Below are 25,650 nucleotides of genomic sequence, written 5' to 3'. Positions count from 1 at the left end.
TGTCCCTAGCTTTTGCGTGCGACCACAAATTGCGCGGCCTCCCGTAGCGTATCGGCCTGCGTGCCGTATCCAGATAGTACGTCACAGGCGGCCGTCACCAGCATTTGCGCCTGCGCCTTGGCGCCATCAAGGCCTAGCAGTGACACGAATGTGGCTTTGCCCGCGCCTGCATCCTTCCCAACGGCTTTGCCAACGGTGGCTGCATCGCCCTCGACGTCAAGGATATCATCGGCAATCTGAAAGGCGAGGCCCAGATCGCGGGCATATTGACCCAGTGCAGCGGCATCAGCTTGTGCCATATGCGGTCCAGCCGTGGCAGCCCATTCGATCAGCGCACCTGTCTTGCCTGCTTGCAGAACTTTGATCTGTGCAAGGGTAAGCGGAGCCTCGGCCGTCTCGGCTGCTATATCAAGGGCCTGACCGCCAACCATTCCCCGAACACCAGAGGCATGCGCGAGACTGCGCACAAGATGGATCCGCGCAGCATCGGGGCAAACGGTTTGAGCCACCAGATCAAAGGCAAGCGTTTGCAGCGCATCACCCGCCAGCACAGCAGTGGCCTCGTCCCATTTGCGGTGGACGGTTGGTTGGCCGCGCCTCAGATCATCATCGTCCATGCAAGGCAGATCGTCATGCACAAGCGAATAGGCGTGTAATGCTTCAATCGCCGCTGCGGCGGGCAAAGCACGATCAGGTGCTACGCCGTGCAGTCGCGCCGACTCCATTACCAAAAACGCACGCAACCCTTTGCCACCGGACGTGGCATAGATCATCGCGTCGCGGATCGCGCCGTCAGTACCTTGTAGTTCAGTTGCGATACGCGCACTTGCACTTGTGCCTGCATCGGCCAGTGCTTGCGCAAATCCCCCCACAGCTACAGCCCTTCTACAGGCTTCAGACCGGCAGGGTTTCCATCGGCATCCAGCGTGATCGCCGCAACCTTCTCTTCTGCTTCTTTCAGCTTCGCCTCACAGCGCGCCTTCAGCAACGCACCGCGCTCATAGAGCGTAATGCTCTCGTCCAGTGCTACATCGCCACGCTCCAGCTTGCCCAGAACGGTTTCCAGTTCGGCCATCGCCGCTTCAAAGCTCATCTCGTCCACGGGTGTATCGGTCATAAGGTCTCTCTTCACTTCAATCCGCACCACCATAATCGTGCCTTTCCAGCAAGGCCAGCACCGCTGCAGCATTGAGTATTTTTTCTGGCCATAAATCCTCTGGGGGAGGTGTCCCGACAGGGACAGCGGGGGCTAGCCCCCGATGGCTGCATCAATCAGGTGCCAACATATAGCCTGCACCGCGCACCGTTTGCAGGTAGCGCGGTTGCTTGGGGTCGGCTTCGATTTTGCGGCGCAGGCGGGTGATCTGCACGTCGACAGCGCGCTCTTGCGCTTGGCCTCGGTCGCGGCCCAACTCTTCTACCAGCTTCGAGCGGCTCAATGCCTCGCCCGGTCTGGCCGAGAATATCTTCATCAAATGTACTTCGGTGGCCGTCAGACGGACCAGCTCTTCGCCCTGCCACATCTCGCCCCTTTCCATATCATAGCGGATAGGACCAAGGCTCAGCACTTTCGGTGCTGTATCTTCGGCGGGGGCATCTGGTACGCGGCGCAAGATGGCGTTGATGCGCAATAACAGCTCCTTGGGCTCGAACGGTTTGGCGAGGTAGTCGTCCGCCCCCGCCTCCAGCCCCTCGATGCGGTTGTCTGTCTCGCCTTTGGCGGTCAGTAGTAGGATGGGCGTTGTCATCGTTTCACGCAGGGCGCGTGTCAGGGTCAGACCATCCTCACCGGGCATCATCACATCGAGGATAATCATATCGAATTCCAACCCTGACAAAACCCGCCTGGCATGAGCGGCATCGCGGGCGGCTGTTACCAGAAACCCGTGGCGCATCAGGAATTTCTGTAAAAGCATGCGAATACGTTCGTCATCGTCTACGATCAACAGGTGGGCGTCTGGTGCGCTCATGATGCGGTATCCTTCAGGCGTGTATAGCTGTTGCGCATTTCGGTATCCATCATCGCTTCCAGCACAGTCCGAAAGCCTGCGACCGCCTCTGGCCCTGCCTCGCGGTATGCGGCGCGCATCCGCGCGCGTTGGGCATCCGATAAGGTTTGTTCCAAAGTGCGTCCTGCCTGTGTCAGTGTGAGGTGCCGCTCGCGCTTGTCCATGCGGCCTACCCTGCTTTCTACCAGACCATCGGTAATCAGGGTGCGCAATACACGGTTCAGCGACTGCTTTGTGACCCCGAGGATGTTGAGCAGGTTGTTCACGGTTGTGCTGGGCGCACGCCCGATAAAGTGGATGGCACGGTGGTGCGCCCGCCCGTACGCCATATCGGCCAGAATACGGTCTGGATCGGCGGTAAAACCACGATAGGCAAAGAACATCGCCTCGATCCCTTGTCGCAGCTGTTCATCGGTCAGAAACAGCAATGCTTCGCCGGTGGAGGGGGCGGATGTGCGCCTGTCCATGCAGAGTCTCCCGAGGGTATTTTCAGCGCCCAGTTTATGTCAGTGTTGTTGACACTCCAACCCCGAAAGGCTACGCAGCAACAGGTTTTGCGTAACTATATGTCGATACTGCATCATCATACGCAATATGTGAAAAATAATCACGTTTCGGGAAGGAAATACAATGGCTGGCGGATATGATGACCGTGATGGGCACATCTGGATGGACGGGACAATGACTCCTTGGCGGGAGGCAAATGTACATATCCTGACCCATGCAATGCACTATGCCTCTTCGGTATTTGAGGGTGAGCGGGCCTATAATGGCAAGATCTTCAAAAGCCGTGAGCATTCAGAGCGGTTGCATCGCTCGGCGCAGATGATTGATTTTGAAATCCCCTATAGCGTGGATCAGCTTGAGGCCGCCAAAGCCGAAGTGCTGGCAGCATCGGGTCTGAAAGACGCCTATGTGCGGGCGATTGCCTGGCGTGGCGCGGGCGAAGATATGGGCGTAGCTTCACAAAAGAACCCTGTGCGCGTGGCCATCGCTGCATGGGAATGGGGTGCCTATTATGGGGACGCCAAAATGAAGGGTGCCAAGCTCGACATTTCCAAGTGGAAGCGCCCCTCGCCTGAAACGATCCCCAGTCATGCCAAGGCGGCAGGGTTGTACATGATCTGCACCATGTCAAAGCATGCGGCCGAGGCCAAAGGGTGCTCCGACGCGATGATGTATGACTATCGCGGCTATGTGGCCGAGGCGACGGGTGCCAACATCTTCTTCGTCAAGAATGGCGAAGTGCATACGCCCGATCCCGACTGCTTTCTCAACGGCATCACACGGCAAACGGTGATCGGGATGCTGCGCGAGCGCGGTATCACCGTGCACGAGCGTCATATCATGCCCGAAGAGCTGGAAGGTTTCGAGCAGTGTTGGTTGACGGGTACAGCTGCTGAGGTCACGCCTGTTGGTCAGATCGGTGACTACCATTTCGAAGTCGGGGCGCTGACCCGTGACATCGCAGAAAGCTACGAGAAGCTGGTGCGCAGCTGATTTGTGACACTTGGGGCCACCAGCCCGCGCGCAGCGCGGGCTGGTGGCGTGGCGGGGCCGAAGGCCCCGCAAACCATCGGGTTCAGTGCATAAGCGTTTAGTACAGCGCCACCGGATTGATCATTGCTTGTACAGTGCCAACAATGCGTGGCTGGCCCAGAACGAACATAAATTCGTTCACACCTTCGCGCAGCAGTGGTCCTACATTCATTGTCTCTAGAATATAGATGCCGTTTTCTTTGAGCAAAGTGACGTGGCCATAGAACACCTTGTCCCCTTCGGGCGCAGGGATCGGCTCTAGCCCCCATGTGTCTGCACCAACGGCCATCGGGTTAAGAGACGCGAGATAGACGGCCCCTTCGTTGTTGAGACCTGGCTCGGAGCTGCCCCAAGCCGTCGGGTCGCTTTCCAGCATGCCTTCGGTCCACCCTGTATGGAACAGAATGATATCGCCTTCACCCATGGTTACACCTTGGGCCTCTGCGGCTTCCTTTATCTCGGTCTCGCCGAAGTGGGCACCTGCTGGCATCACATCCACACCCGCATGCGCTGCCATGTCCAGTATAACGGCACGGCCCACCAGTGGTGGCACGGCATGGGTGCCCAGTTTTGTCAGTCCGGTGATTGCGCTGATCTCTTTCTCGTCCAGACAGTTGTAATAGTGACCGCCTTCTCCGAGGTGGCCCAGACCATCCAGCTGTGATCCGATGCCGATCCATGTTTGCAAGATGTCGTCGTTATAGTTGCCCTCATAGCCAAAGCCCGACAGTTTCTGCCCGCCTTGCTGGTTAGGCTGCACCACCTGCAAGCTGAGCGAGCGGGGCGGGAACGCTGGCGTGTTTGGTCCGATGGCAATGCCCAGCGGCATGGATTTGCCCTGCTTGATCAGCTTGGCTGCTTGCATCGTGCGATCCGGCGTCACAAGGTTGGCCGAGCCGAGCGTATCTTCCGGACCCCATTGGCTGGTCGAGGTGCATTCGGCGAATGCCGCACCCGCACCAAGGGTCAAGCCAAGACAAAGCCCTGCTATTTTCTTCAAAGTCATATCAATCCTCCACTATTGGACGGGCTGCCCTCTGGTGGGACGATTCGCCCTGTCTAGGCTTGCAGGCTAGCACGGGAGTTAGGCTTCGCGAAAATTATCAACATACGCGGGAGTATGCCTTCCTAGAAATCAACACCGCGCTGGGCTTTGATCCCTGATTTGAAGGGATGTTTTATCTCGGTCATCTCCGAAACCAGATCGGCATAGTCGCACAATTCGGGCTTGGCATCGCGGCCTGTCAGAATCACACCTGTACGTTTGTCGCGTGCTTCTAGGCCAGCGATTACATTCGCCACGTCAAGATAATCATAGCGCAGGGCGATGTTGATTTCGTCCATGACGATCAGGTCATAGTCACCACTCTCCATCATTTGACGGCCTTTGGCGAATGCGGCCTCCGCGGCGGCGATGTCGCGGTCTTTGTCTTGCGTGTCCCATGTGAACCCTTCGCCCATGGTGTGCCATGTCACTTCGCCCAAACGGTCAAAGAACTGGCGCTCTCCGGTGATCCACTTGCCCTTGATAAACTGGACCACGCCAACTTTCTGCTTCCAGCCCAATGCGCGGATGATCACGCCGAAGGCGGATGAGGATTTGCCCTTGCCGTTGCCGGTATGGACAAGCACCAGACTCTTTTCGGGGTCTTTCAGATCAGCCACGCGTGCGCGCTGCTTGGCCTGTACTTCCTGCATCTGTTTTTTGTGGTCGGTGTCGTCTGTCATGGGAGTGCTTTCTAATGAGGGTGTTAGCCAGGGCTGCCTTGGGGTGGGATACTGGCCTTTGCTTTGCTTCTGTCCAGTCCCAATTGCCGTTCGCGCCAGATAATCAAAACGCCCCCTGCGATCACAAGGGCAGCACCGGTGATGATTGCAGAAGTCGGCAGCTCTCCGAAAACGATCCAGCCGATGAGGCTGGCAAAGATCATGGACGAATAGTCAAACGGGGCGAGGGTAGAGGCAGCCCCAAAGCGCAGCGATGTGGTGACCAGAATCTGCGCAACACCTCCGACAAGTCCAGCGGCGATCATTAATCCTGCGACTTTCCAGCCCGGCATGACCCAATCGAGGGGCGCCCATCCGGTCCATTCGCCCAAGGGGTATGTCATGAGGGACAGGCAACTGGCCGTGAGCGAAAAGTAGAACACAATCGCGGCGGTGTGTTCGGTCTGAACCAGACGGCGCACATGAATTTGCACCAATGCTCTGAGTATTGAAGCAGCCAGCACCATCAGCGCGCCGAGGGTTGCGAGGGTGGTCACGCTGTTGCTGTCCAGTGAAAGGCGGGGCGCCATTACGATCATTACGCCGACCAACCCCAATGCAACAGCCGACAGGCGGAAAAGCCTTATACGCTCTCCCAGAAATAGGGCAGCGAAAAGGACGGTGAACATAGGCGTGGCGTAACCGATGGCGGTGACTTCGGGCAACGGCAACAGCCCGAGCCCGCCAAATGTCAGCACCATTGCGGTGGTTCCGAACAGTCCGCGCCAGACATGGCCCATCAGGTTTTGCGGGATCAGACCTGTGCGCAGATCATGCTGCTGCCAGAGCCAGAGTAGAATAATGGGAAAGGCAAAAAACGAGCGGAAGAAAACCGCTTGGACAGGCGGAACAGTCTGTGACGCACTCTTGATCAGGGCAGCCATGACCATAAACAGAAAGATTGAAATCAACCGAAGCGCGATTGCCGTGCCCGGCCTGTTCTGGGTTAAATCATGCGCCATGCCTTTCTTTGCGCCTTGAAGCGGTAAAGATCAAGCATCTGATGTGGTGGCAAATTCTTGAAGAACCGTTGTCGGGTTAGCCAATGACACCGCGATTTTCACCAATCTGACCGCGGTGTAGCAACAGGTGGTCCAGGATCACACATGCCATCATCGCCTCGCCTACAGGAACCGCACGGATGCCCACACAAGGGTCGTGACGGCCTTTGGTGATGATCTCGGTTTCCTCGCCGGATTTGGTGATCGTCTTGCGCGTTGTCAGGATGGAGGACGTAGGCTTGACGGCAAACCGCACAACAATGTCCTGTCCTGTGCTGATCCCGCCAAGGATGCCGCCCGCGTGATTGGAGGAATAGCGCGGTCCTGCGGGAGTGACGATTGGCAAATCGGTGTTTGGAATTTCTCTCCTGGATAGTTTATTTCGTGCAAGATGCATCATGACGCCGCCTGAGACTTCGGCGGCGTAGTCGAGGTCATCGAGGTTGAACCAACGTTCGATCTGGCCGTTACTAGCAGGTAACATCACTAGCTTTTCAGTGATGTGTGCGCCAACAAGTACAATCTCAACAATGTCATCACCCATGAAAATCTCGTCTGCGTTCAATTCGCCTGTCAGCATGGCGGCTGACATACCTTCGCCGATTTCCACGCCTTTGACGGCATTGATGCTCATCATGGCGGCTGCCAGATCGGTGTCGAGTTTACCGTAGACTGGTGCGCCAACGCCTGCGGGCACGCCGCGCGCAGTGACTTCGATGATTGCGCCGACGGAGGAGCCTGATTTGCGCAGGCCGTCCAGATAGGTGGCCCAATCGGTTGCCGCCTGTGCGTCTGGCACCCAGAACGGGTTTTGCTCGATCTGCTCCCAGTCAAAGGCATCACGGTTAATCTGGTGTGGGCCCATTTGCACCATGTAGCCCGTGATTTCGACGTTCGGTGCAATCGCTTTGATCGCTTCACGGGCCAGCCCGCCTGCTGCCACGCGGCTGGCTGTTTCACGGGCAGAAGAGCGCCCGCCACCGCGATAGTCGCGCACACCATATTTCTGGAAATACGTAATGTCGGCATGACCCGGGCGGAATTTCTCTTTGATATCGCCGTAGTCTTTTGACCGTTGATCGGTGTTTTCAATCATCAACTGAATTGGCGTGCCTGTTGTCACACCCTCGAAAGTACCGGACAGAATGCGCACCTCGTCGGCCTCGCGGCGTTGGGTGGTATATTTGTTCTGGCCGGGTTTACGCTTGTCCAGCCAGTGCTGGATCATTTCAGGCGTGATCCGAACTCCGGGAGGGCATCCATCAACGGTCGCCCCCAAGGCAGGTCCGTGGCTTTCGCCCCATGTGGTCACGCGGAAAAGATGGCCAAAGCTGTTGATCGACATGCGGAGTGCTCCTTTGCTTCCTGCCTTAACGGCGCAGGCGCGCTGTCTCAAGGGTTTTTGGCTTGCCAAAGGGACGCGGCCCTCCTACCTATTGCGATACCTCGGGGTGCCAATGGCTGAGATGTACAACAGTACAGACCCGTAGAACCTGAACCGGTTAACACCGGCGGAGGGAAGGTCTGGACATACTTCCAACACCTCTCTGCGCCGCAATTTGGAGGATGCTATGAAGTATCTCACGTTTGCGACTGCAACACTGACTGCCACTACATTTCTGACCACAGCTGCAATGGCCGATACGCCGGAGTTGGTGGTTTATACTTATGACAGCTTTGTAAGCGATTGGGGTCCTGGTCCTGCGATTGAAAAAGCGTTTGAGGAAACCTGCGGCTGTGATCTCAACCTTGTGGGTCTTGGCGACGGGGCGGCGTTGCTGGCGCGGCTCAAGCTGGAGGGCGCACGCTCGGACGCTGATGTTGTGATGGGGTTGGATACCTCCCTGATCGCTGCGGCCAAGGAAACGGGGCTGTTCACGGAAACGGCTGTAAGTGCGGAATATGCGCTGCCGATTGCATGGGATGATGCGGTTTTTGCGCCATATGACTGGGGCTATTTCGCCTTTGTGCATAACAAGGATCTGACGCCGCCTGCGAATTTCAAAGAGTTGGGCGCAAGTGATCTGAAGATCGTCATTCAGGACCCACGTTCCTCTACTCCTGGATTGGGCCTGCTGATGTGGGTCAAAGCCGCTTATGGCGAGGAAGCGCCGGCGATCTGGGAAGCGATGGCAGATAACGTCGTGACAGTGACCAAAGGCTGGTCCGAGGCCTATGGCCTGTTTCTGGAGGGCGAGGCCGACATGGTGCTGAGCTACACGACCTCGCCAGCCTATCATCTGATCGCGGAAGAGGACGACAGTAAGGCTGCGGCAGAGTTTGATGAGGGTCACTATATGCAGATCGAGGTTGCGGGTGTTCTTGCGGGAACAGACCAACCTGAACTGGCAGAGACATTTTTGAACTTTATGGTGTCGGATGCGGCCCAGACGATCCTGCCCACAACCAACTGGATGTATCCTGCTGTAACCCCGAGCGGCGGTCTGCCAGCAGGGTTTGAGACGCTAACCATTCCTGAAAAAGCGTTGTTGACGCCAGCGGCAGATGTTCCTGCGATCCGCGAGGAAGCATTGGCTGAATGGCTCTCCGCACTTTCCAGATAAGCACTAAGACGGGGATCAGTGCCGCACTTTTTGTGCTGGCGCTGATCGCTTTGGCGCTGGGCGCAGTGATAAGCCGCGCCGAGGCGGGCGCTGGTTTGGGTGCAGCTGATGTGGCTGCAATCCGGTTCACGGTCTTGCAGGCGGCATGTTCTGCAGTTTTTTCCGTTGTGTTGGCAGTGCCTGTTGCACGTGCGCTGGCGCGGCGGCGTTTCGTCGGGCGCGGCGCGTTGGTCACGCTGTTAGGTGCACCGTTTATCTTACCAGCGATCGTTGCTGTGCTGGGTCTTTTGACTGTCTTTGGCCGCAGTGGTTGGGTAAATTCGGCGCTGGGGGCGGTGGGCCTTCCCGACGTATCGATTTATGGCTTTCATGGCGTGGTGCTGGCCCATGTGTTCTTTAATCTGCCACTGGCCACGCGGCTGCTGCTGCAAGGTTGGCAGAACATTCCCGCTGAGCGGTTCCGCTTGTGTGCACAGTTGCGGTTGACCCCGCGTGCAATGTTTCGTGCAGTGGAATGGCCGATGCTGGTGCAGGTGGTGCCTGGTGCATTGGCGCTGGTGTTTGTGATTTGCCTGACCAGTTTTGCAGTGGCGCTGACGCTGGGTGGTGGACCCCGTGCCACCACGATTGAGCTGGCGATTTATCAGGCGTTTCGCTTTGATTTTGATTTGGGGCGGGCGGCGCTGCTATCGGTGGTGCAGCTGGTGCTGGCAGGTGGCATGGCGCTGATCGCGCTTTGGCTGGTACCGACCATCAGCGTGGGCGGCGGACTGGACCGCGTGATGCCCCGCTGGGACGCGCGCGGTGGGTTACAGCGTGGTTTGGATGTCGCTGTAATCGTATCGGCTGCGCTGTTTCTATTGGTCCCTCTGGCGGCTGTTATTTTACGCGGGTTAATGGGGCTGCCGCAGATGCCTGCGGCGGTTTTTCAGGCTGCGGGTGTGTCTATTGGCGTAGCTACGCTGAGCATCTTTTTGCTGTTGGTCTTGGCTCTCCCGATTGCTGGCTGGATCGCGGGCAGGCGTAAGGGCGGGGTAGAGGCAGTGGGCCTGCTGGGCCTTTCGGCCTCGCCGCTGATGATCGGGACGGGGTGGTTCATTGTTATCAACCCCTACGCTGATCCGTTCGATTTTGCGCTGGCGGTGACTGTGGTGGTCAACGCGATGATGGCGTTGCCCTTTGCTCTGCGCATTCTGGTGCCGCCCATGCGGGATGCGGTGCAGCAATACGGACGGTTGAGTATGATGTTGGGCCTGACGGGCTGGCGGTTGTGGCGGGTGGTGCTCATCCCGCGACTGCGTGCGCAGATCGGTTTCGCGGCGGGTCTTACGGGGGCATTGTCGATGGGTGATTTGGGGGTGATTGCGCTGTTTGCCGATCCTGACCGTGTCACACTGCCGCTGCAGATGGTGCGACTGATGGGGGCTTACCGCATGGATGCGGCGGCAGGGGCAGCGTTGCTGCTGCTTGCGCTGAGCCTTGGGGTGTTCTGGATATGCGATAAGGGAGGGCGCTGGCGTGCTGAGACTTGAGGAAACGTTGATCGCGCAAGGTGACTTCCAGATGCGTGCCGATTTTACGCTGGAGGCGGGTCGGCGTTATGCTGTGATTGGTCCATCAGGGGCGGGGAAATCCACGCTGCTGGCGGCGCTTTGCGGGTTTGTGCCGCTGTCGGCAGGGCGGATGCTTTGGCAGGGTGCTGATATTACGGATGCAGATCCGGGCGCACGGCCCATGACTATGCTGTTTCAGGACAACAACCTGTTTCCCCATTTGACGGTTCTGCAAAACGTCGGTCTTGGGCTACGGCCAGACCTCGGAATGAACGCGCAAGAGCGTCAGCGGGTTGAAGAAGCGCTGATGCGTGTTGATCTATCGCGATTTGCGGCAACCAAACCTGGAAGTCTGTCTGGTGGACAGCAAAGCCGCGTGGCTTTGGCACGGGTGCTGGTGCAGGCGCGGCCCCTCGTTTTATTGGACGAGCCTTTTGCGGCGCTTGGCCCCGCCTTGCGCAACGAAATGCTTGATTTGGTGCAGGATATGGTAGGCCAGACAAAAGCTGCGCTGGTAATGGTCACACATGCGCCCGAAGACGTGCGGCGTATCGCGGATGAAGTCATATTTGTTGAGGGTGGTCACGCCCATGCGCCCCGTCCGGCGGCAGCGTTGATGGATGATCCACCGCCGGAGTTGCGTGCATACCTTGGCTGATATTGTCGAAAAATAGGGCCTAGGCGTCCGAGGTAATTGCGAGAGCGGCACGCGCGGCTTCGCGGCCCTTCTCGACAAAATGTGCGCGGTAGATTGTGTTGTGATGATCAGTCTCCTGATACTGGTGGGGGGTAAGTGATACCGACAATACGGGTACGCCCGTGTCGAGCCCAACACGCATTAGTCCGTCAACAACCGCCGCGGCGACGAAATCATGTCGATAAATACCGCCATCAACGACAAAGGCTGCGCAAATCACAGCGTCATATTTGCCTGATTTGGCCAGTTGTTGTGCTTTGAGCGGCATCTCGAAAGCTCCGGGGACATCGAAAACATCTGTTTGTGCATTTGGTGTGTTTTCCGCAAATCCATCATAGGCGCGGTCAACGATATCTGCATGCCACTGCGCTTTTACAAAGGCAAAGCGGGTCTTTGGGGTGTCTGTCATGGTCATCTCCTTTAGGTTCAACAGTCCACCCAAGGCGATCACAAGACATTGGCCGCACCTCTAGGCGCGACCTGTATCCTGCATTCTCTTCCATCCGGACTTTAACCGTCGGCTCCGGCATCTCACCGGATCTGCTTGTCCCGCCGCCTCTCAAAGAGAGGTCGGCAGCGCTCGCGGGCTCAGGGGCATGCCCCTATACCGCCGGTGGGGAATTTCACCCCGCCCTGAGAATAGTCCTAGATTGCCAAGCATGGGCGACCTCTGCAATAGCTGATCGTGTCACAGGTTCAGGAGGGTATGATGCACCCCAATCCGATTTTTCATGATGCAGATGCTGCGCGTAACATCGCCTTTGCACGCAGCCGGGCTTTCGGCATCCTTGCGGTAAGTGATGCAAATGGTCCGCATCTAAGCCATATTCCGTTTCTAATGAGCGAAGATGGTACAACTGCCGATCTGCATCTTGTCCGTTCGAATCCCATTGCGCGCATGGGAGAGGGGCCGCACGGGGCCAAGATTGTGGTGTCCGGCCCTGACAGTTATGTTTCGCCCGATTGGTACGGTGTGGTAGATCAGGTGCCTACCTGGAATTACATAGCTGTCCATTTGGCCGGCACGTTGGAGCGTTTGCCCCAAGACACAATGCACGAGATGCTGGAGCGCCAATCAGCTGCCTATGAACAGCAACTTTCGCCCAAGACGCCTTGGACAACTGGAAAGATGACTCCCGAGGTATTGGAAAAGATGATGCGGATGATTGTTCCGTTCCGCTTTAGCGTTACCGGTGTGGATGGGACATGGAAGCTGGGACAGAACAAACCTGATGCAGTACGGATCGCCGCCGCAGACGAGATGGAAGTCCACGGCATTGGAAGCGAGGTCAACGTGATTGCGCGCATGATGCGTGATCTTGATCACAGCTGAGCCGCTTGCGATTTCTGGCGCTGGGGTAAAGAGTGGCGCGTGAAACAGCAGCAAAGGATCAATCACATGAAGCTCTATTATGCACCGACATCCCCCTATGTCCGCAAAGTCATGATCCTGCTGGAAGAGACGGGGCAGCGCGATGATGTGGAGCTGATAAATGTCGCGACCACGCCTGTTGCCGCTGATCCATCCCTACTTGCCAAAAACCCGCTCGCCAAAGTACCCGCGCTAGAGCGGCCTGATGGTCCGACACTTTATGACAGCCGCGTCATCACGGCCTATCTGGACGCGCGGGCAGGCGACAAGCTGTACCCGACAGGGCCACGCCGCTGGGATACCCTGACGTTGGAGGCGACAGCCGACGGTATTCTGGACGCCGCACTTTTGATGACCTACGAGACGCGACTGCGCCCCGAAGACAAACAGATGCCCGAATGGGTGGACGGCCAGTGGGACAAGATTGCTCGTAGCGTTGCCGCACTCAACACCCGCTGGATGAGCCATCTGCAAGGCCCGCTGGATATGGGGCAAGTCGCTGTGGCCTGCGCGCTGGCATATGTAGACTTCCGCCATGATGCGTGGGGCTGGCGGCAGGGCAACGACGGGCTGGCCGCGTGGTTCAAGGAGTTCGAATCGCGTGAATGGATGCAATCCACCGTCCCGCCTGCGGGCTGAAACGCCCTGCTGGTAAATATTTCGGCGCGGATTTTACCAAACTGCGACCCTTTGCGCGTCTAAACCATCTAGACGACTCCTGTGCTGCGCGTTAGGTACCGCAGCAATATCCGGCGTCACAGGAGAAGTGCGTCTGGATTTCTGTTTGCCGCGATGCGGCCCAATTACGGAGAAACCGACGTGTCACAAGCTGATGATATCGAAGGCAACCGGAGGGACTTCCTCTATTATGCGACTGCTGGCACAGGTGCCGTAGCCGTTGGTGCCGCTGTTTGGCCGCTGGTCAATCAGATGAACCCCTCTGCGGATGTTCTGGCCCTGTCCTCCATCCGCGTGGATGTGAGTGGCGTTGAGCCAGGTTCGCAGTTGACTGTTAAATGGTTGGGCAAACCTGTGTTCATTCGACGCCGCACTGCGGAAGAGATTGAAGCAGGCCGCGCTGTTGACCTGTCGGATTTGCCGGATCAGGGTGCCGAGAATGCGAATATCGCGAGCGACGCGACAGCCCTCGACGAAAACCGCACCATGGACGAGGCTGGTGAATGGCTGGTCATGATGGGCGTGTGTACGCACCTTGGCTGCGTGCCATTGGGCGATGCTGGTGATTTTGGTGGTTGGTTCTGCCCTTGTCACGGTTCGCACTACGATACGGCTGGCCGTATTCGCAGAGGCCCCGCGCCGTTGAATTTGCCTATCCCACCGGCAGAATTCCTCGACGAATCCACATTGAAACTCGGTTAAAGGAACAAACTTATGTCTGGAATTCCTCACGACCATTACGAGCCAAAGACAGACGGCGAAAAGTGGCTGCACAGCCGCCTGCCGATTGTCGGGCTGATGTATGATACACTGATGATCCCCACGCCCAAGAACCTGAACTGGATGTGGATCTGGGGCATCGTTCTGACCTTCTGTCTGGCGCTGCAAATCATCACCGGCATCGTTTTGGCGATGCACTATACGCCGAGCACTGATGCGGCATTTGCCAGCGTCGAGCATATTATGCGGAACGTAAATGGCGGCTACATGCTGCGGTATCTGCACATGAACGGCGCCTCGCTGTTCTTTGTCGCGGTTTATGCGCATATTTTCCGCGGTCTCTACTACGGGTCCTACAAAGCCCCGCGTGAGATTACGTGGATCATCGGTATGATCATTTACCTGTTGATGATGGCGACTGCGTTCATGGGTTACGTGCTTCCATGGGGTCAGATGTCCTTCTGGGGTGCGACAGTTATCACAGGCCTGTTCGGTGCGATCCCGTTCATTGGTGATGCACTGCAGACGCTTCTGTTGGGCGGTCCTGCTGTTGATAATGCGACGCTGAACCGCTTCTTCTCGCTGCACTATTTGCTGCCGTTTGTGATTGCGGGTCTTGTTATCCTGCACATCTGGGCGTTCCACACCACAGGCAACAACAACCCGACTGGCGTACCTGTGCGGACGACTTCGAAAGAAGAAGCCGAGAAAGACACGCTGCCTTTCTGGCCCTACTTCGTAATCAAGGATTTGTTTGCACTGGCTGTTATTCTTGTGGTGTTCTTTGCGGTCGTAGGCTTCATGCCGAACTACCTCGGCCACCCTGATAACTACATCGAAGCGAACCCGCTTTCGACGCCGGCACACATTGTGCCAGAATGGTATTTCCTGCCGTTCTACGCGATCCTGCGCGCCTTCACGCCTGACGTTTGGCTCGTGATGTTTGTTTCCTTCGTCTCCGGCGGAATCATCGACTCGGCCTTCTTCGGTGTGGTTGCGATGTTTGCGGCGATTGCTGTGATGGCCGCTGTGCCATGGTTGGATACATCGCGCGTACGCTCGGGCCGTTACCGTCCGATGTTCAAGTGGTGGTTCTGGCTATTGGTCGTCGACTTCTTCGTTTTGATGTGGGTCGGTGCAATGCCAGCGGAAGAGCCTTATAACACAATCGCTTTGATCGCGGCTACTTACTGGTTCGTCTACTTTTTGGTGATCATGCCGCTGCTGGGTGTCATCGAAAAGCCTGATGCAATGCCAGACACGATCGAAGACGACTTTAACGCGAAACTCGCGAAAAAAGCCGGCGGCGCGACACCAGTCGCGACCCCAGCGGAGTAAACCAGAGATGAAAATGATCAAAGCAACACTCCTGAGCGCGCTTATCGTGCTGACAGCCCCCGCCGCATTCGCGGCGGGTAAGAAGGGGGCGCCGATTGAGGATATCGATTTCTCGTTTGACGGTCCTTTTGGTACCTATGATGTAAACCAGCTTCAGCGTGGCCTTCAGGTCTACACAGAGGTTTGTTCTTCATGCCACGGTTTGAAATTTGTCCCCCTGCGGACACTTGGTGATGAAGGCGGCCCTATGCTGCCCGAAGAGCAAGTGATCGAGTATTCCAAGCAGTGGGAAGTTTTCGATGCTGATCTGGATGATTTCCGCGAAGCCACACCTGTGGATCACTTCCCGAAATCAGGCATGGAAACAGCGCCTGACTTGTCGCTTATGGCGAAGAAGCGCAAAGCGTTTTCCGGTCCGTATGGTCTGGGTTTAAATCAGTTGATCTATGGCTTTGGTGGTGCTGAATACATTGCAGCACTGCTGCACGGTTACACAGGTGAAGAGAAAACCCAAGCTGGCGTCACATTGTACGAGAACAAGTACTTTGAAGGTGGTTGGCTCTCCATGGCGCCGCCGCTTTATGGCGAAGACGTGGACTATGCTGACGGTAGTTCCAACTCGATCGAGGCGATTTCAGAAGATGTCGCCGCCTTCCTGATGTGGACAGCCGAGCCAAAGATGGGCGCGCGCAAGCAGGCCGGCTTTGCCGGTGTTTTGTTCCTCACGCTGTTGTCTGTGCTCCTGTACCTGACCAACAAGCGCCTGTGGGCTTCGGTCAAATATAAGAAAGACTGACGGCAGTCGTCATAAGATCCTTTAGCGCCCGCGAGTATCACTCGCGGGCGTTTTGCGTTGAGCCATCTTGGTACTTCGACTGATTGTCCGCGGTTTTGGGGATCAGATGCAAGGCGGTGAGTTGTCTGTTTGGAACAGGCTGCCAAGCGTACAAGAAATTAGCCCCCCGATCCGAAAGGACCGAAGGGCTGAGGCGTTCACAAGTCCTGATGAGTGCAAAGTGGACCCGTGACAGGGGAGTAAAATGAAAAACCAATGAGTCGGACGACGATATTCAATTACCGCCACAGATCAAAAAGCTAAGCTTTTTTCACTGCCTGTCCGACTCTGGATCGTTCTAATTGGCGGTGAGACGCTTTGAGTATGAAAGCGCTTTCATCCCTACCGCCGTAGGCTCTATGCCCCTGTTCTGCGCGTAAAATTTTCTGTTGTCTGTGAACTGCTTCACATTTCGTTAATAATTGCCGCTCTCGGCAAAGTTTCTCAGGGCTTTGGCATCAAGGACAGTAAGCGTCCCGCGCCGCATATGGATCAGGTTTTGTTGTTTCCAAGCAGAGAGCGTTTTTGAAACGGTTTCGCGCGTTGCTCCTACAAAGGCGGCAAGATCGGCATGTGACATCTGTAGCTCACGCAGATGGGGGCCAGAAAGGTGCAGCACTCTATGTGCCAAGCGGGTCGGCACATCCATAAAGACCTGTTCGTGATATTGTGCAGACATCCAGCGCATCCTCAGACCAGCCAGTTCGATCATATCGAGATAAAGCGCGGGGTTCTCATGAAGGGCTGAAAGGACGTCATTATTTTGGAGCTTCCAGACCTCGGTATTGGCAGTTGTACTCACGGTCGCGGTGCGCGGACCGGGGGCAAACAGAGCAATCTCGCCGAACAACTCGCCAGGTCCAAGAATTGCGAGACTTAGTTTTTGGCCCTCTCGTGAGGTAACGCTGACCTCGACCTCACCGGAAATGACTGCAAACAAGGTATCACCCTGATCACCGCTTTCAAACAGCGTAACGCCGCGTGGCAGTTTTACGCGGCTTGCAAGCGCCGTGAACATTTTGCGCAAAGCGGGAGAGGCGGAAGAGAGGAAGCCCACATCGGCAAGGGATGGATTGTTCATCGAGTGGCCTCTTTATGAAATCAGTCTGATGCGTCAAGCATGCAATTGCGTGCCAGTGTGCTGCTGGATGGTTGCACGCACGATTGTACCCTCGTTTTGTGGTGCGGCGAAGGATACTTCGGCAAACTGTGCTGTACGCCCCATATGTGGATTTTCCATCAGAATATCGTGGGATCGACCTACCTGTGCAGCGAGATGGCGTTGAACAGCCTCCTGTCCAGCGGCACGCAGCCGTGATGCGCGCTGTTTGATCAGCGTGCCATTCACTGCTGGCATACGCGCGGCTGGCGTCCCTTCGCGGGCGGAGTATGGAAAGACATGAAGCCATGTGAGGTCACACTCCTCAACCAGCCTGAGGGCGTTTTCAAACATCGCTTCTGTCTCGGTCGGAAAGCCTGCGATGATGTCAGCACCGAACGTCATATCAGGGCGCAGAGCCCGCGCTTGGGTGCAAAACGCTATGGCGTCATCGCGCAAATGGCGGCGTTTCATCCGTTTGAGGATCATGTCGTCACCGTGCTGAAGTGACAGGTGAAGATGTGGCATCAGACGGTGTTCGGTTGCGATGGCTTGCATCAGGTTTTCATCCACCTCAATGGAATCAATCGAACTGATCCGCAGGCGTGGTAAATCAGGCACCAGCCGCAAAATGCGCATCACCAGATCACCGAGTTTCGGAGCGGCGGGCAGGTCTGCGCCCCATGAAGTGAGGTCAACACCCGTAAGAACAACTTCGTTAAAGCCCTTGTCCACCAAACGCTTGATTTGATCGACAACAACACCCGCGGGGACAGAGCGTGAATTGCCGCGACCATAAGGAATGATACAAAACGTGCAGCGGTGATCGCAGCCGTTCTGGACCTGAACATAGGCGCGGCTGCGTGTGCCAAAGCCGTCGATCAAATGGCCTGCTGTTTCTGTAACAGACATGATGTCATCGACTTGCAGCGCCTCTGTCTCGCCTATGAAGTCAGCAGCAAGTCCGCGCCATGTATCGCCCTGCATCTTTTCAGTGTTCCCGATAACCGCGTCGACTTCGGGCATTTCAGTAAATGTCGCTGGTTCGGTCTGGGCGGCGCAGCCTGTAACGATCAGGCGCGCATTCGGGTTGGCTTTGCGCAGTTTGCGGATGTCCTGACGCGCCTTACGCACCGCCTCGGCTGTGACGGCGCAGGTGTTTACCACGACCGCGTCGCGCAGGCCTGCGTCTGCCGCAAGCTCTTTCATCGCCTCCAGCTCATACTGGTTCAGACGGCAGCCATGGTTGGAGAAGACAGGGGCGCTCATGCAAAACTTTCTATGAACTGGGCAGTAAGCGTGCCGTCTGCGACGTGCATTGTTGGCCCTGTCATCCAGACCCCGTTATCCCGCCACGCGACACTTAATGTACCGCCATCCAAATCAATAGTGACCTCGCGCCCTGTAAGACCCCGCCGTGCAGCGGCAACAGCCGTGGCGCAGGACGAAGAGCCAGAGGCGAGCGTGATGCCCACGCCCCGCTCCCACACGCGCATACGGATGTGGTTGGGACCAGTGACTTGTGCGATCTGTACATTGGTGCGCTGGGGGTAAAGGGGGTGATGCTCATGCGCTGCGCCAAAGCTGGCCAAATCAATGACATTCACGTCAGGGACGAAAAAGGTGCAATGCGGATTGCCCATCCCCGTCGCCACAGGCGCCCCATCTATGGGCAACGATAGCGTGTCCATTTCATGCGAAAGCGGAATTTCGTCCCACGCAAGTTGTGGCTGGCCCATGTTTACGGATGTCAGCCCGTTACCCGAATCTCTTGCCTCCAGATCGCCACGGTCCGTCGTCAGGTGCAGTTTTTTGGTGCCCAGTGCGGCCATTAGATACCGTGCGATGCAGCGTGTCGCATTGCCGCAGGCCGCTGAGGTGGAGCCGTCTGCATTATAGAAGGTCAAATGTGCGTCGCCTGTGCCCTTGCTGATAACGGCCAGTTGATCAAACCCGATGCCTGTATGGCGGTGCGCAATACCGCGAATTAGTGCCTGTGACAGCGGTATTTCACGCGTCCGCGCGTCAACAACGACAAAGTCGTTGCCAAGACCGTGCATTTTCATAAACGGTAAAGGTGAGGAAGAGCGCTGGTTCATTCTGGGCATATAGCGGGGGTGATTGAGTTATTCCAGCAGTGCGTAGAAAATTCATGCGTTATTGGGGTTGACCCACCCCGCACAGGTTTCTAAACACCGCGTCAGTGGGCCCTTAGCTCAGTTGGTAGAGCAACTGACTTTTAATCAGTAGGTCGTTGGTTCGAACCCAACAGGGCTCACCACTTTTGCACTGAACTAGCAAACATTTTCGTTAAGTGAGCAAACGAAATTGTTATCCTCATCGGAGCGGTTCTTGGTATTCCGGCGACATGGTGCTTTGCGAAACATATCCGCGATCTGATGGATATAGCAGACGGGTGAGCGGCGCGGTGAAAGTTGGCAAAGGCCGTGGCGGCCTAGAGTTAACCCCAGCGATCTTGGCGCAGTGTTACGTCTGCTACTGGAAAAGGCGCAGTTGTTGATCCGTCGCGGTCGACCTATCCAAAGGGTTCGGCGCTAGATCATGGCGTATGTATCAGGTTCTGTTCTGCTATCCTTGCGCCGTACTTGTCGGATTTCTGCTGACAAATGCACCCACAATGATGATCGCCAATCGAGCGGCTGGTTTCATGTCGGGGTTGGGGCATAAATACTACCCCATTGGCACTTAGTGTGAGCTGCCGTTTTTCAAACGCTGATCAAAGGCTTGGTTCGCTTTGTCGAGCATGGTCTTGAACTTGTCGAATTCATCTTCGTCAAACAGGCTTGCAACATTAGCAGCAAAATCCAGAGCGTGCGGCCAGTTTTCCTCAATAATAGAAGCGCCTTCATTGGTCAGTCTGTACAAAATGCGGCGGTGGTCTATCGGATCGGCACGGCTTTCGATCCATCCCTTTGCAGTCATTGACTTTACGACCCGACTGGTATGCGCCGGATCTTGGGTGGAATGTCGTGCAAGCAAACGCAGGTGCAGCTCTCCGAACTGGGCCAGACTGACCATGACGCGCCATTGCTGGACACTAATGTTAGCAGGGCGCAGTGTTTCACGCTGAAACACCGTCGACAGTTTGGTTGCAAGCCGCAAGATCCTGATGGGGAGGTTTCTGTCCATTTCAGCTTTTGAAATCAAAGTCATCGTTTCCTCGCTGGATGTTGGGTGCCATACCATTAGCATCTATTATATTGTTGCAGCCGCAACAAAAATATTGACTCAAAAATAGTTTCCCTTCCAAGCTGGCAAGATAAAAAGTTTCTGGGAGGAACACATGTCAAAGCACTATTTTAAGAGCGCGCTGATCGTTGCGAGCTTGCTCGCATCGCCTGCGTTTGCGCAGGTAAACCTGACGGCGGAGACCGCGTCATCTGGCGGTTCTACACATTTGTCGGCTGCGCATTTGACCGAGATTGCGGGTACTTCGGGTGTTGCGAACATCCAGCTGGCCGAAGGGCAAACGCTGACCAACTCTTTGCAGAATGTCGCGGAAGGCAGCACAGATATCGCGAGCACGCCGCATATCCTGCCCTTCCTGATGAGCCGCGGTGTCGGACCCTACGGCAAACTTGGCAAGGAAAAGGGTGCCGAACTGGCGTCGAACTTGCGTTCAATCACGCCCTATACGCTGGGCATCTTCTTTCTCTATGCATTTGACTCAAAGGGTATCAATGGGTGGGACGATCTGGAGGGTAAAGTGATCTTTAACGGCCCGCCACGTGGCGGTGCGTTGAACAATGCCCGGACTATGATCGAGCTGATCACAGGCCTCAAGGATGGTGACGGATATACCGGTATCCAGTCAAATTGGGGCCAGGCGACCGCAGTGATTACCGGTGGTGAGCCGGACGGTGTGGTGCTGCCTGAGCTGTTCCCGAACTCACGCACAGCCACAATCGGGTCTGCAGGTAAGATTACAGCATGGTCGATGCCCAAAGACATCTACGAGAGCGAGGCTATGCAAAAATACATGAAAGCGCCTGGCAGTGCCTCTGTTGAAATCCCGATTGCGGATTTGCAAAAGAACATGGGCGAGGATTGGACCTTTGTATCGGAAGACGGCACATTCCGTGCCTTGGCTACAATTGGCGGCGATGTCGTAAACAAGAATATGGATGAAGAACTGGTCTACAATCTCGTGACTGCTTACATCGGTTCGCTGGATGCGCTGAAGGCAAAAGCGCCTTTTGGCGAGACTGTCAGCTATGACAATCCTGCATGGGGTATGTGTGGTGCCAACCCGATGAAGTATCACAAAGGCGCTTCGCGTGCGTGGGAAGATGCCGGTTACGAAGTACCGGACTGCGCCAAAGACAATTCCTGACCGAAACATCTAGAGCCAATTACCGCCCCCGACGCAGCGTTCGGGGGCGGTCTTCTATTCTGTAAGCCGGAGCCTGCTTTTATGAATGATCAAGCGGAGATGAGGCCAAGTGATGCGACGTTTCCCAATCGTACAGTCTATTGGGTTGCCTTGGGTTTTGTTTTTCTTGGTGTTTTGAACAGCATGCCGACGATCCCTGGATGGGATGATTTCTGGCGCAACATCACGGGCATGGAAAAACTAAAAGTTCGCAATTTTGCGACCGAGATTTTCTATCCGATCATCTTTTTTGTCATGATGCTGGTGGTTGCCTTAAAACACTCCATGTGGCGCGATTGGCAGGGCCAGCGGCGCGCGCCATTCGGCCTGGCGATGGATGTTGCTTTGGTTGCGGCAGCAGCAGCGATTTCACTGACCTATCTGATCGAAATTGACAGTGTTTGCATGATCGACGTGATGACAGGCGAACGCGCGCGTCTGATCGCTGAAACTCTAAAAGCCGAGATCGCCTTTGCCGAGGATATGGGCCTGCCAGTACCGCAGTCTGTGGATGATCCGGGCTGTGTATCAACGACCGGTGTCTGGCTTGTCGCGATTATGGGCGTCTCAATTCTGGTTTTTCTGGGCTATAATATCAAAGTCTGGGGCCTGCCCTTGGTGCTCGTGTCGCTGGTTATCGCGCTGTACACGATTGCCACTGTGCTGGTGTGGTATTTCCACGGACCAGACGACATAAACAAATATCTGATGACCAAACTCGGGGGCGAGCCGCGTACGTTTCTGGACGGGCGCCCCAATGTGCATGACGCGCTGGTGAACAATGCGTCGGGTATGCTTGGAAGGTTCATGAACATCATCATGAACGTGGTGTTCCCCTACATCATCCTTGGTGCGATGTTCGGCAAATCGGCGGGGGGGCAGTCACTGATCAAACTGGCGTTCCGTTGGACCCGTAAACTACGCGGCGGGCCTGCCCATGCTGCAATTGTCTCTTCCGCGATGTTCGGCACGATCACCGGTGGACCCGTTATCAACGTGCTGTCGACGGGTGTTTTGACCATCCCCATGATGGTAAAGCGCGGTTTCTCGCGGGTGTTCTCTGGCGGGGTTGAGGCCGCCGCCTCCTCCGGTGGATCAATCATGCCGCCGGTCATGGGGGTTGCTGCGTTTATTCTGGCAGGTCTGACAGCAGTGCCGTACCGCGACGTGATTATCGCCGCGACGTTGCCCGCGATCGCCTATTTCTTTTGCTTGTTCCTGTCGGCGGTATTTCAGGCCCGCAAGCAGGGGTTGGAAGCCTTTGGCGAACTTACCGAAGATATGCATCTGACACGCACCGATTTTCTGCATCTGGCCCAGATATTTTTGCCGATCCTCTTGATCCTCGCCTTGCTGCTGACCCCCAAAGACGGCATCGGGTGCGGCCCGCTTGGCTGGCTGTTTGGTATCGAGACGATAATTAACGGCGACCAATGCAGAGCGATCAATTTGCCGTGGTTCTTTGAGCTGTTGCAAAACGCGGCGGGAGATGCTGGCGCGACAGGTTGGTGGGCGGCAGCATTTGTGACCGTCTTGCTGTTTCTGGATAAAGAATTTCGCGCCAAGCCCCGATTGCTGCTGGATGCGCTGGCCGAAGCAGGGATTACGATTTCGTCGCTCTATCTGATGTTTTTGGCCGTCACTGTGATCGATGTTTGCCTCAGCTTTACGGGGCTGTCCAAATTTGTAGGCATCGACATCCTTAGCTTCCTGATCTCGCTGGATCTGGGGGGGGATGGATCTGATTATCTCAAGTTTATTGCCTTGCTGATCACGATGCTTCTTGCTGTGCTGCTGGGTATGGGTATGCCTGCGGTACCAGCTTATGTGAACGTGGCATTGCTGATGGGGCCGATGCTGATCGGTCTTGGGATTGCGACGGTAACGGCGCATATGTTCATCTTTTATTTTGCGGTTGCCTCGGCCATTACACCACCTGTCGCGGTGGCGGCTTTTGCGGCCTCCACCATCACAAAAGCCGATCCGATGGTAACGGGTTTCAGTGCCGTGCGTTCGGGGATTGTGATGTTTGTGATCCCCTTCATTTTTGCTTTCTATCCCGAGTTCTTGTTGATCGACCAAGCCTTGATTGATCCTGCCTCTTCTACAGGTGCACCGTTGCCGGGATATGAAAACGGGGTGAGCTGGTCGTCGTTTGCATGGCTTACTGCGCGATTGGTTCTGGCGCTGTTTCTAATCGCAAGCGCATTGGCGCGGTTTGATGTGCGCGCGCTGAGCCTGCCGATGGTTTTTGTCAGGCTGACCCTTGCTGTGCTGGTATTGCTGCGGCCCGAAACCATTCATATCGCTGCGGTGGCTGTTGCGCTTGCACTGTTGGTTTGGCACCGGATGAGCGGTGGCAGCGACTCTCCTATGTATAATACGCAAGCGGAGGCATCCACATGACCAAACGTCCAAATTTCTTGTTTCTGATCACCGACCAGCAACGTGCCGATTGGCTGGGCTGTTACGGGCATCCGGTTTTGAAGACACCGCACATTGACAGCATCGCGGCACGGGGTACGCGGTTTGACAACTTTCATGTGGCGTCACCTGTGTGCATGCCCAACCGCGCGTCTTTGCTGACAGGGCGGTATCCCAGTCTCCACGGCTTGCGTCACAATGGCTGCCGTTTGCCGCTGTCTGCGAACACATTCGTCGATTTGTTGGCCGAGGACGGCTATCACACTGCGGCTATTGGCAAGAGCCACCTCCAGCCATTTACCGATATGCCGCCGATGGGCAAGACGCTGGAAGAAATTGCCAAGCAGAAAGAGGCGTGGAAAGCTGATACAGGCAATTATGACCAAGAGGAGCCGGGACAGTATACAGCCGATGGTCGTTACGCGTTCAAAACACCTTACTATGGCTATCAACACGTTGATATGGTCACCACCCACGGCGATCGCTGCGGTGGGCATTATCACCAGTGGTTCCGCGAGAATGCCGATGACTGGGAGGCGTTGCACGATGATGCTAACGAGTTGCCGCATGGGTATACATGCCCGCAGGCTTACCGAACGCCGATCCCCGAAGATCTTTATCCAACGGCCTATGTGCGTGACCGTGCCATTGATTATCTGAACACGCGCGTGGGCAAGGACGCGCCATTCTTCAGTTTTGTGTCATTTCCCGATCCGCATCATCCGTTCAACCCGCCTGGCAAGTACTGGGACATGTATTCGCCAGATGATTTTGATGTATCGTTGCCCTATTCCGCGCACCAGAATCCCACACCGCCGATGCGATGGCTTGACGCTAATCTTCAAAGTGGTGGCGGGCAATCTACGCCTCAAACAGCGCAGATGCTTACAGATCGACACCTGAAAGAAGCGATGGCGCTGACGGCTGGCATGATGGCCTGCGTTGATGATGCTGTCGGTGAGATTTTGAATACACTTGAGCAGAACGGCCAGCTGGAGAATACGGTTATCTGTTACACGTCGGACCATGGCGATTACCTTGGTGATTTTAATATGCTTCTCAAAGGTGCGTTGCCCTTCAGGAGTGTGACGCGTGTACCATTTATCTGGTCTGACCCCGCCGACCGTAGTGCGGGGACCTCGGATGCGTTGGCATCGACAGTTGATCTGGCTGCAACGATCCTTGATCGTGTCGGCATCGCGCCGTTTAACGGTAATCAAGGCAAGAGTTTCAAAAGTGTCCTGACGGATGGCGGCAGTGTGCGGGATGAATTACTGATTGAGTTTAACGATGGCGGCATCCGTCTTGGCTTTCCCAAACCGGCGCGTGTCCGTTCCCTTTTGACGCCAGAATGGCGCTATACCATGTATTTGGACGAGGACTGGGGCGAGCTCTATGATCTGGGAGCTGATCCGAAAGAGACCCTCAATCTGTGGGATAGCGCGGACCATTTCGAGATGCGTGCGCATCTTGCAGAGCGGCTGATCCATCATTTAACGGCGCAGATGGATGAAAGCCCTGCGGCAGATCGTATTGCCTGACGGCTGGTTCGAATGGGGTCTGCGTTTACGCTGGCGTCCTTTAGTATGCTTTGCACTCATTTTTTTAAGGCGGCATTCCTAGGCCACGGACTGGCATGTATCCCCAATCACCTGTCAGTA

The 25,650-nt window shown here is 55.9% G+C and carries 25 protein-coding genes, 1 tRNA gene and 2 riboswitches; of the genes, 13 read left to right on the top strand and 13 right to left on the bottom strand.

The window, feature by feature from the left end:
* Positions 1–5: 5 nt before the first annotated feature.
* The 4 genes from Q0903_RS05740 to Q0903_RS05725 all read right to left on the bottom strand — a co-directional run bounded on the left by Q0903_RS05740 (position 6) and on the right by Q0903_RS05725 (position 2,476).
* Positions 6–818 carry a farnesyl diphosphate synthase gene (locus Q0903_RS05740; RefSeq protein WP_299414484.1) on the bottom strand — a complete coding sequence of 271 codons (813 nt, stop codon included), beginning with the start codon at positions 816–818 and terminating at the stop codon, positions 6–8.
* A 56-nt stretch (positions 819–874) separates the two neighbouring features.
* Positions 875–1,117 (bottom strand): exodeoxyribonuclease VII small subunit, encoded by a 243-nt coding sequence (locus tag Q0903_RS05735; RefSeq protein ID WP_299026316.1) that lies wholly within the window; start codon positions 1,115–1,117, stop codon positions 875–877.
* A 151-nt stretch (positions 1,118–1,268) separates the two neighbouring features.
* Positions 1,269–1,970 carry a response regulator gene (locus Q0903_RS05730; protein WP_299413632.1) on the bottom strand — a complete coding sequence of 234 codons (702 nt, stop codon included), beginning with the start codon at positions 1,968–1,970 and terminating at the stop codon, positions 1,269–1,271.
* Positions 1,967–2,476, bottom strand: a complete 510-nt coding sequence (locus Q0903_RS05725) for a MarR family transcriptional regulator (RefSeq protein WP_299026312.1) — start codon at positions 2,474–2,476, stop codon at positions 1,967–1,969. The genes Q0903_RS05730 and Q0903_RS05725 overlap by 4 nt, the downstream gene beginning before the upstream one ends.
* 163 nt (positions 2,477–2,639) lie before the next feature.
* Between Q0903_RS05725 and Q0903_RS05720 the strand changes: the two genes are divergently transcribed.
* On the top strand, positions 2,640–3,509 hold the full coding sequence (locus tag Q0903_RS05720; RefSeq protein ID WP_299026309.1) for a branched-chain amino acid aminotransferase: 870 nt from the start codon (positions 2,640–2,642) through the stop codon (positions 3,507–3,509).
* 97 nt (positions 3,510–3,606) lie between these two features.
* Here Q0903_RS05720 and Q0903_RS05715 read toward each other — a convergent pair whose 3' ends face one another.
* The 4 genes from Q0903_RS05715 to aroC form a co-directional block, all read right to left on the bottom strand.
* The gene (locus Q0903_RS05715) at positions 3,607–4,554 is read right to left on the bottom strand and encodes a cyclase family protein (RefSeq protein WP_299413628.1); all 948 of its coding nucleotides are present in this window, start codon (positions 4,552–4,554) and stop codon (positions 3,607–3,609) included.
* Between the two features lie 122 nt (positions 4,555–4,676).
* On the bottom strand, positions 4,677–5,276 hold the full coding sequence (cobO, locus tag Q0903_RS05710) for a cob(I)yrinic acid a,c-diamide adenosyltransferase (protein WP_299413625.1): 600 nt from the start codon (positions 5,274–5,276) through the stop codon (positions 4,677–4,679).
* 23 nt (positions 5,277–5,299) lie between these two features.
* A complete protein-coding gene (locus tag Q0903_RS05705; protein ID WP_299413623.1) occupies positions 5,300–6,277 on the bottom strand; it encodes a DMT family transporter in 978 nt (325 codons plus the stop codon).
* 76 nt (positions 6,278–6,353) lie between these two features.
* Positions 6,354–7,661 (bottom strand): chorismate synthase, encoded by a 1,308-nt coding sequence (aroC, locus tag Q0903_RS05700; RefSeq protein WP_299413620.1) that lies wholly within the window; start codon positions 7,659–7,661, stop codon positions 6,354–6,356.
* 92 nt (positions 7,662–7,753) lie between these two features.
* A riboswitch (TPP riboswitch) is annotated at positions 7,754–7,853 on the top strand.
* A 34-nt stretch (positions 7,854–7,887) separates the two neighbouring features.
* Here aroC and thiB point away from each other — a divergent pair.
* Genes thiB through Q0903_RS05685 form a run of 3 tightly spaced genes read left to right on the top strand, consistent with a single transcriptional unit; the run spans position 7,888 to position 11,091 of the window.
* The gene (thiB, locus tag Q0903_RS05695; RefSeq protein WP_299026294.1) at positions 7,888–8,880 is read left to right on the top strand and encodes a thiamine ABC transporter substrate binding subunit; all 993 of its coding nucleotides are present in this window, start codon (positions 7,888–7,890) and stop codon (positions 8,878–8,880) included.
* Entirely contained in the window at positions 8,856–10,412 is a 1,557-nt protein-coding gene (locus Q0903_RS05690; RefSeq protein WP_299413616.1) for a thiamine/thiamine pyrophosphate ABC transporter permease ThiP, read from the top strand. Before thiB ends, Q0903_RS05690 begins: the two co-directional genes overlap by 25 nt.
* Positions 10,399–11,091 (top strand): ATP-binding cassette domain-containing protein, encoded by a 693-nt coding sequence (locus Q0903_RS05685; protein WP_299413613.1) that lies wholly within the window; start codon positions 10,399–10,401, stop codon positions 11,089–11,091. The genes Q0903_RS05690 and Q0903_RS05685 overlap by 14 nt, the downstream gene beginning before the upstream one ends.
* 19 nt (positions 11,092–11,110) lie before the next feature.
* Here Q0903_RS05685 and Q0903_RS05680 read toward each other — a convergent pair whose 3' ends face one another.
* On the bottom strand, positions 11,111–11,539 hold the full coding sequence (locus Q0903_RS05680; RefSeq protein WP_299026280.1) for a 6,7-dimethyl-8-ribityllumazine synthase: 429 nt from the start codon (positions 11,537–11,539) through the stop codon (positions 11,111–11,113).
* Positions 11,540–11,617: 78 nt separating this feature from the next.
* Positions 11,618–11,775: riboswitch (FMN riboswitch) on the bottom strand.
* Positions 11,776–11,839: 64 nt separating this feature from the next.
* On the opposite strand from Q0903_RS05680, the gene Q0903_RS05675 reads away from it, so the two are divergent.
* The 5 genes from Q0903_RS05675 to Q0903_RS05655 all read left to right on the top strand — a co-directional run bounded on the left by Q0903_RS05675 (position 11,840) and on the right by Q0903_RS05655 (position 16,034).
* Complete coding sequence (locus Q0903_RS05675) at positions 11,840–12,463, top strand: FMN-binding negative transcriptional regulator (RefSeq protein ID WP_299413610.1); 624 nt, start codon at positions 11,840–11,842, stop codon at positions 12,461–12,463.
* Between the two features lie 66 nt (positions 12,464–12,529).
* Positions 12,530–13,141: a glutathione S-transferase gene (locus tag Q0903_RS05670; protein ID WP_299413607.1), complete on the top strand. Its 612-nt coding sequence runs from the start codon at positions 12,530–12,532 to the stop codon at positions 13,139–13,141.
* A 180-nt stretch (positions 13,142–13,321) separates the two neighbouring features.
* Positions 13,322–13,882 carry a ubiquinol-cytochrome c reductase iron-sulfur subunit gene (gene petA, locus Q0903_RS05665; protein ID WP_299026274.1) on the top strand — a complete coding sequence of 187 codons (561 nt, stop codon included), beginning with the start codon at positions 13,322–13,324 and terminating at the stop codon, positions 13,880–13,882.
* Positions 13,883–13,894: 12 nt separating this feature from the next.
* Entirely contained in the window at positions 13,895–15,238 is a 1,344-nt protein-coding gene (locus tag Q0903_RS05660; protein WP_299026272.1) for a cytochrome b N-terminal domain-containing protein, read from the top strand.
* Between the two features lie 13 nt (positions 15,239–15,251).
* On the top strand, positions 15,252–16,034 hold the full coding sequence (locus Q0903_RS05655) for a cytochrome c1 (protein ID WP_299027703.1): 783 nt from the start codon (positions 15,252–15,254) through the stop codon (positions 16,032–16,034).
* A gap of 454 nt (positions 16,035–16,488) precedes the next feature.
* Here Q0903_RS05655 and Q0903_RS05650 read toward each other — a convergent pair whose 3' ends face one another.
* From Q0903_RS05650 to dapF, 3 genes are read right to left on the bottom strand one after another with little or no spacing between them, the layout of a single operon-like run.
* The gene (locus tag Q0903_RS05650; protein ID WP_299413604.1) at positions 16,489–17,154 is read right to left on the bottom strand and encodes a Crp/Fnr family transcriptional regulator; all 666 of its coding nucleotides are present in this window, start codon (positions 17,152–17,154) and stop codon (positions 16,489–16,491) included.
* Positions 17,155–17,187: 33 nt separating this feature from the next.
* Positions 17,188–18,441, bottom strand: coding sequence for a tRNA (N(6)-L-threonylcarbamoyladenosine(37)-C(2))-methylthiotransferase MtaB (gene mtaB, locus Q0903_RS05645; protein WP_299413601.1), 1,254 nt, complete (start codon positions 18,439–18,441; stop codon positions 17,188–17,190).
* Complete coding sequence (gene dapF, locus Q0903_RS05640; protein WP_299413598.1) at positions 18,438–19,280, bottom strand: diaminopimelate epimerase; 843 nt, start codon at positions 19,278–19,280, stop codon at positions 18,438–18,440. Before dapF ends, mtaB begins: the two co-directional genes overlap by 4 nt.
* Before the next feature lie 97 nt (positions 19,281–19,377).
* Here dapF and Q0903_RS05635 point away from each other — a divergent pair.
* A tRNA-Lys gene (locus Q0903_RS05635) sits at positions 19,378–19,453 on the top strand.
* A 425-nt stretch (positions 19,454–19,878) separates the two neighbouring features.
* On the opposite strand, the gene Q0903_RS05630 is transcribed toward Q0903_RS05635, so the two are convergent.
* Entirely contained in the window at positions 19,879–20,346 is a 468-nt protein-coding gene (locus tag Q0903_RS05630) for a MarR family winged helix-turn-helix transcriptional regulator (RefSeq protein WP_299026259.1), read from the bottom strand.
* A gap of 130 nt (positions 20,347–20,476) precedes the next feature.
* On the opposite strand from Q0903_RS05630, the gene Q0903_RS05625 reads away from it, so the two are divergent.
* The 3 genes from Q0903_RS05625 (at position 20,477) to Q0903_RS05615 (ending at position 25,530) form a co-directional block, all read left to right on the top strand.
* Positions 20,477–21,526 (top strand): TAXI family TRAP transporter solute-binding subunit, encoded by a 1,050-nt coding sequence (locus Q0903_RS05625; protein WP_299413595.1) that lies wholly within the window; start codon positions 20,477–20,479, stop codon positions 21,524–21,526.
* A gap of 81 nt (positions 21,527–21,607) precedes the next feature.
* A complete protein-coding gene (locus tag Q0903_RS05620) occupies positions 21,608–23,971 on the top strand; it encodes a TRAP transporter large permease subunit (RefSeq protein WP_299413593.1) in 2,364 nt (787 codons plus the stop codon).
* Positions 23,968–25,530: a sulfatase-like hydrolase/transferase gene (locus tag Q0903_RS05615; RefSeq protein WP_299413590.1), complete on the top strand. Its 1,563-nt coding sequence runs from the start codon at positions 23,968–23,970 to the stop codon at positions 25,528–25,530. Before Q0903_RS05620 ends, Q0903_RS05615 begins: the two co-directional genes overlap by 4 nt.
* The last annotated feature ends 120 nt before the right edge of the window (positions 25,531–25,650 follow it).

The sequence above is a fragment of the uncultured Sulfitobacter sp. genome (assembly GCF_947502895.1).
Taxonomy (GTDB): Bacteria; Pseudomonadota; Alphaproteobacteria; order Rhodobacterales; family Rhodobacteraceae; genus Sulfitobacter.
This window is presented reverse-complemented; position numbering and strand designations above follow the sequence as displayed.